Origin of the sequence: Vibrio sp. V30_P3S12P165 (genome assembly GCF_009904905.1) — a bacterium.
In the GTDB taxonomy this organism is placed as follows: domain Bacteria; phylum Pseudomonadota; class Gammaproteobacteria; order Enterobacterales; family Vibrionaceae; genus Vibrio; species Vibrio fujianensis.
Map to the genome: position 1 here is coordinate 21193 of NZ_WXWH01000049.1, position 6769 is coordinate 27961.

The window sequence follows — 6769 nt, forward strand, 5'->3', positions numbered from 1 at the left end:
CGATGGAGCTTGAGTGCTATCAAGCTTGAGCGATATCCTCCCGACTTGAAGCTGTTCTGTAACTCTAGCTGTTCTGTAACTCTAAAGGTTTGGCGATATAAAAATACCGCTACCCAAACAACTGAAGGTTGCAGATAGGCGGCAAGTTAGTCCCCATGAGCATAGACAGACGATGCGATTGGGGTAAACCAATGCCAACTTACCACTTCAATTAGGAAGGGCATATCCACTCGAAAGCGGTAACACCATATTGGCTTCACCGTCTTCAAAATGAATGTCGATACTAAAGCCCATTTTTTGTGCCAAAGTGAGCATGCCTCGGTTACTTGGCATTGTCATTCCTGATAGTTGTAAGGTCTTTTTGCCTTTACAATAATCGATAATTTTTTTCATCAAAACGGTTCCTAACCCTTTACCTTTGAGATCGGAGCGGATCAGTATGGCAAATTCAGCATCACTATTTTCATGATTAATGAGCGCTCGTGAGACACCGATGATTTCAGGCTGGCCATGTTGGTGGCGAATGGCAACAAAGGCCATTTCTCGGTCGTAATCTATCTGGGTAAGGTTGGCGAGCGCTTCATGGTTAAACTCCCCAACATCAGAGAAAAAACGTTTATAGAGATCTTCTTTCGACACTCGTTGAATAAATTCAGCATGCAAAGGTTCGTCTTCCGGTAAAATGGGTCGTAAAATCACTTGCTCGCCATCCTTATCTATAAACTCATCAATTAATTCAGAAGGATAAGGACGAATGGCTAATCGACTCTGTGCATCACCGCTAAAACGTTTAAGTGTGAGATCGGCGTCTAAAATAGTGAATTGATCACCATTAACCAGAACCGGATGAATATCGAGTTCGTAAACTTGTGGGCAATCAACCACGATTTGTGAAATTCGAACTAAAAACTCAGATAACCCATGAATATCAATAGGCGTTGGCTGTTTCTGCAAACGAATTTTCCCACTGCTGATCGCACGAATAATTAAGTAGCGAGCGAGTGTCATATTTAATGGAGGTAAAGCCGCTTCGGCATCAATGGATTCATCCCATTCTGAGCCACCTTGACCAAGTAATATGACTGGGCCAAATGTGGTATCGTGTTTGACTTTAATTCTCAGCTCTTCTCCTCCGGCTAACTTCGCCATCGCTTGCACAAGTAATCCGTGAATACGTGCTGAGGGATAGGATATCTGACTACGATCAAGAATCGCCTGTGCCGCATTAGCGACTTCACTGCTGTTGCGCAAATTAAGCATGACCCCTTGAACATCAGATTTATGGGCAATATCAGGCGAGCGTAACTTTACTGCAACCGGGTAACCAATCGTCTCGGCAATATGAACCGCTTCACTGGCATCAGAAGCCATCCAAGTTGGTAGTACAGCAAAGTGGAACCATTTAAAAAAAGCCCCAATTTGATGAGTATCAAGATGAATCGACGGTTGCTCGACTAAATGCTCTTCAATCCAGTTTTTAGCGCTCGAAACTTCAGAAGAGTGTACCGCTTCAGCGGTACTGGGGGTTTCCATTAAATGTTTTTGATTTCGCCGGTACTCGACCAGATGCATGAAAGCCACAACGGCACTTTCAGGTGTACGGTATGTTGGAATACCAGCGTGAGTAAAAATTTGCCGCGCAGGTCGTGCGGTAAGCTCACCAGACCAATTGGTTAAAATATTAAATCGGCGTGCTCGAGGGTGATTTTTGAGCAACTCTACAATGGCTTGAGCCGTTTGTTGGGAATGAGCAATCGCAGAAGGAGAATGCATAATTAAAATAGCATCAACGTCATCACTCTCTAACACTATGTTTAATGCCGTAATATAACGTTGAGCATCAGCATCACCCACGATATCAATTGGATTGCCGTGCGACCAACTAGGAGGGAGGTTCTGATTTAGCTCATTGTAGATATCAGGGCTCAATTTAGCCAATTGCCCACCTCTCTCAAGTAAGGCATCAATGGCCATAATAGCAGGCCCGCCGCCATTGGTTATAATGGCAAGTCGTTCCCCTCTTAATGGCACGGCATGAGTTAGGGTTTCAACTGCGGCAAAGAGTTCGTGAGTATTATGCACGCGTAACATCCCTGTGCGTCGAATTGCTGAATCATAAATGCTATCGAGTGTATTATCACCGCCAGTATGTCTTTGGGCGGCTTTTCGTCCAGCGGCCGTTCTTCCACCCTTTAAGACTAATATCCGTCGATTGCGTGACGCGGCACGCGCTGCCGATAAAAAACGGCGAGCATCTTTAATCGTATCAACGTAAAGCAAAATAGCATCAGTATGCCTGTCTGTGCTTAAGCAATCGAGCAGATCGGAAAAATCAATATCACTGGCATTACCGAGGGAAACAAAAGCAGAGAAGCCTATCTGTTTATCATTGGCCCAGTCTAAAATTGTGGTACACACCGCTGCCGATTGAGAAATAAAAGCAAGATTACCTTTGATCGCTGTCACTGGAGAAAAAGAACCATTGAAGTGGCACCAAGGAAGAATCAATCCTAGGCTATTAGGGCCAAGTATTCGCATGCCTGATCGTTTGGCTATATCGTTGCATTGCTGTTGTATTTCATGATCTTGGGCATCGTTGGCATACATATCCGCTGACAAAACGATGACATTAGATACGCCTTTCTCTGCCAATTGCTTGAACAGAGTGACATTCCGTGAAGCATGGGTACAAAGAATCGCGATATCAGGAATAACCGGAAGGGAATCGATAGTTTTATAAGCCAGAACGCCACAAACCGCAGGATAATAGGGGGTAACAGGCATGATTGCCCCCTCAAAACCACCTTGTAGTAAATTTTTCATCACGATATTTCCGGCCCGAAAAGTACGGACAGAAGCGCCGACCACCGCGACTGACTTTGGCGTGAGTAACTGACTCAAATTATTCATAATGCTTACACCTTAAGCGAGGGACACTCACTACTTTAGTGGGGAGATAAATCGTTCGAAAGTGCGCCAGATGGATCTATCCTAGTGAATTTTTCGTATCCCTGTTGGCGAATTTCACATGGATGTGATCATAACGATATAATATGAAAACAAGTTTGTGTCATAAATCACAGGATCACCCGAGATTATGCCAGAGGGTGCTTGATTCTGAGTCTCTCTATCGGCATGATTTACATTACTTTCTACTTAGAGTGTTATGAGTCCATGAAAAACGTTGCAATAGTCAGTTTGTCAGTTCTTCTCGCAGCCTGTGCCTCAGAGAGTTACATCACTGATGTCACTACTGAAAGTCATACAGAAGAGTTTGCGGTCGCGGAAGTACCAAAACCCGTGGTATCGGAACAAGGGACCGCTGAAGGTGTTTCTGAACAGAATGTTGAAATGAATGTCATCAAAATGGCGTCGGCAGAAGAGAAAAAAGTAGTCAAAATCAGTCCACAAACAGAGGCGAAACCAGCCGTTACTATCATTGCTCCAACAGATAAGCAAACTGCAATGAATCCTCGTTATGGGTTTACCATTCAAGTTGTAGCGGTGGGGTCACAAAATAAAGTGGATCAATTTGCCAATCAGCTCCCTAAAAGGGATCAACCTATTTGGGAAAATTATAAAGTCGTCAATGGTACCAAGTGGTATACCGTATTGTATGGAGATTATGCAAGCCGTTATGAGGCCGCTCAAGCGATTGAGACTCTTCCAGCAGAGTTTAAAGCGCTCAAACCATTTGTAAAAAGCCTTGATAGTATCAAAAATTCCGAATATCCAACGTTGAATAAACTGAATTAATCAGAAATATTGGTTTTCAACGGGCTATCAACTCAGTGAAGAGGCTTTATCCGTCTCTTTACTGTTTATTCTCTAGGCAGTTAAACCGTGGACAAGGTAATTAATTTATCCCAGTAGTGCACGTCTGTTTTTAATTGTCTATCATAGCGCAAGGTTACAAAACCAATTTGGTGTCATGGACAAATTTAATGATAAAAACAACGATCTTACTTCTGTGCGGCGGTGGCTCGTCGGAGCATGAAGTTTCTTTAGTTTCTGCAAATTACATACAGCAACAACTTTTGCTTACGCCTGATTTTAATGTGATTCGTGTGGAGATTAAACCAACAGGCTGGTTTACACTGTCTAATGAGTTAGTTTCACTGGATATCAATACTGCTTCACTTAATGGTGGAAACTGGTCAAAAAAAATTGATTTTGTTGTCCCCTGCATTCATGGTTATCCCGGAGAAACGGGAGATATTCAATCCTTACTTGAGTTAGCAGGTATTCCATATTTAGGCTGTGGACCGGAAGCAAGCTCAAATAGCTTCAATAAAATTACCTCGAAGTTATGGTATGACGCGCTAGGCATTCCCAATACGCCTTATCTGTTTCTGACCGAAAATAGTGCTACAACGAAAAAAAATGCAGAGCAAGCGTTTGAACAGTGGGGGGCTTTGTTTATTAAAGCGGCTAGGCAAGGTTCATCCGTTGGATGCTACAAAGTGACCGAATTAGAACAAGTGAGCCATGCGGTGGAATCCGCTTTTCATTACTCAGAGCAGGTTCTTGTTGAGCAAGCGGTTAAACCTCGCGAATTGGAAGTGGCCGCATATGAGTTAAGTGGTGAGCTTTATATTTCCAAACCGGGTGAAATCATTGCGCCTGATGATGCATTTTATAGTTACGAAGAAAAGTACAGTGCGGATAGTCATTCGAGAACCGAAGTCGAAGCAAAAAATCTCACGGAAGAGCAACGTGCATTAATTCATGCATGTGCTAAAAAAGTCTTTACCCATATGAAATTAAGACATCTTTCTCGAATCGACTTCTTTTTAACTGAGCAAGGGCATATCTATCTTAATGAAGTGAATACCTTTCCAGGCATGACCCCGATTTCGATGTTTCCTAAAATGCTAGAGCATAATGGACATAAATTTAGCGATTTCTTAGCAGATTGCGTTCACCAATCGCTTACTCGCACGGTTTAAAACGAACGAACTTTAGCTTTTCTACTTCTGCGGTGTGCAAATTTCCTAAGTATTGATTTGGCATCGCAGGGCTTAACCAACGGCCAAATTGTTGAATTTCTTTTGTTTTATACCCTTGTCGAGCCAATTCTTTAACCGCACCAATACGAGTCGACTGACCGGAAAAACGTAATTCAGGCTGAGAAAGAAGCCCTCCGGCTCGCCTTAAAATACGGAAGATAGACGAGTCATCAAGTCGTAGATGAGCGATATTGCCGTGCCGATCGATGGCTCTAAAAACTGGACCACTAGGTTCATTAACTATTTTTATCCATCTAAGTAATGCGCACTGAGCATTGGCAGATAGTGAATATTGCTCCGTACCAATATTCAGACATTGAATATTGGTACCATTTAAATCAATATGCTCAATTGTGAGTTGTTTAAGTTCTGAGCGTTTCATCGCACATTCAAACATCACATGATAAATCGCTAAGTCTCTTATATCTCTACTATTATTGCTACGTATTAATTTTTTATGCAAGCGATTCAAATGCAATCGAGTAAAGGATTCTGCTTGTTTTTCCTCTCCTTTTTTATCCAGACGAAAATGACGAAGTTGATTACGAACCTGAATACTGTTTGTGGGATCAGGCTGATTTAATAAGTAATGCACTATGCTTATAGTTACCACGTAACGTTTTAAGGTGTTATATTTTTTCGTTTTGGCTTGATGATGTATAAATTGATTAACAACTAAGCTTGAAGCGGGCAGTATCTGTACAGCATGTTGTTGGCCGTATTGAATAAATAAATTCCAGTCTTTAGTCAAAGCGAGCAAAGAGTTGTGCTTATAGTACGATTGTGTGAGTAAAACCATCTGCTCAGTGGAAATCGTATTACGAAACCGTTCAACCATTTGTTTTATTTTAATTTCATTACTGAGAGGTGTGAGGTTTTTTTTCATACTAATGCACTATAACTTAAGATATTACCAATAAATATACTTGCTAACCGGTCAGATACAATTATTATTTAACTATTAGCAATAACAAACAGAAGCGGATCTCTATGGCGATAGCAACTTACCGAGGATTTACCTTAAAGTCAGCACCGAATTCCAGTGAGGTCTGGCAAGTTAAAATAAAGACACACGTATTAACCGGAAACTTAGCGGCAGTTAAAAAGAGTATCGATTGGTGGTGTGATACCGCATCAATTATTGATCCAAGCGAATTTGAATCGGTAGGTAAAGCACGCGAAGAGGGTCATAAACCTACACAAGAGCAGTTTAATGGTTTTACTTTGAAAAATGATACAGGAGAGGCGAATGCTTGGTATTGTTTTTTCAATGGTCGCTTAATCAAAGGTTCTAAAATTGCTATTCAAAAACATATTGAAGCTCATCTGCTTGCTAAACAAAAAGCGGAAACTCAACTAAAGAAGTAAGAAAATGTTATGACATTGGTATATTCAACCGAAACAGGCCGTATTCAACCTGAACCAGAAAAAAAAGTACGTCGCCAAGGCGATGGTATTATTCGCATACATAAAGAAACTAAAGGACGCAAAGGAAAAGGTGTTTCAATCATAAAAGGACTAGACCTTGACGATGCACCGTTAAAATTGCTCGCGGCGGAACTTAAAAAAAGCTGCGGCTGTGGCGGCTCGCTAAAAGATGGAGAGATTGAGATTCAAGGTGATATGCGTGAGAAATTAAAACAGCTATTAGAGAAAAAAGGATTTGTTGTCAAACTAGCAGGAAGCTGAACTCTGTATTTACAAAGAAATTAATCTTTGCTCTGTATCGCATAATTAACTTTATTGGTCAGCCATGACAC

6 protein-coding genes are annotated in these 6769 nt (G+C 41.6%); 4 read left to right on the top strand and 2 right to left on the bottom strand.

Annotated elements, in window-relative coordinates; genetic code table 11:
- Positions 1-207 precede the first annotated feature (207 nt).
- Positions 208-2910, bottom strand: coding sequence for a bifunctional acetate--CoA ligase family protein/GNAT family N-acetyltransferase (locus tag CAG57_RS10380; RefSeq protein WP_161427280.1), 2703 nt, complete (start codon positions 2908-2910; stop codon positions 208-210).
- Positions 2911-3174: 264 nt separating this feature from the next.
- On the opposite strand from CAG57_RS10380, the gene CAG57_RS10385 reads away from it, so the two are divergent.
- Positions 3175-3756 (top strand): SPOR domain-containing protein, encoded by a 582-nt coding sequence (locus CAG57_RS10385; protein WP_099611233.1) that lies wholly within the window; start codon positions 3175-3177, stop codon positions 3754-3756.
- A 188-nt stretch (positions 3757-3944) separates the two neighbouring features.
- Positions 3945-4949 (top strand): D-alanine--D-alanine ligase, encoded by a 1005-nt coding sequence (locus CAG57_RS10390; RefSeq protein WP_161427279.1) that lies wholly within the window; start codon positions 3945-3947, stop codon positions 4947-4949.
- Here the strand turns inward: CAG57_RS10390 and CAG57_RS10395 are convergent.
- Positions 4933-5895, bottom strand: a complete 963-nt coding sequence (locus CAG57_RS10395) for a tyrosine-type recombinase/integrase (protein WP_161427278.1) — start codon at positions 5893-5895, stop codon at positions 4933-4935. The genes CAG57_RS10390 and CAG57_RS10395 overlap by 17 nt on opposite strands.
- Before the next feature lie 104 nt (positions 5896-5999).
- On the opposite strand from CAG57_RS10395, the gene CAG57_RS10400 reads away from it, so the two are divergent.
- Positions 6000-6377, top strand: a complete 378-nt coding sequence (locus tag CAG57_RS10400; protein ID WP_099611231.1) for a DUF3319 domain-containing protein — start codon at positions 6000-6002, stop codon at positions 6375-6377.
- A 9-nt stretch (positions 6378-6386) separates the two neighbouring features.
- Positions 6387-6698 carry a stress response translation initiation inhibitor YciH gene (yciH, locus tag CAG57_RS10405; RefSeq protein ID WP_099611230.1) on the top strand — a complete coding sequence of 104 codons (312 nt, stop codon included), beginning with the start codon at positions 6387-6389 and terminating at the stop codon, positions 6696-6698.
- Positions 6699-6769: the final 71 nt, after the last annotated feature.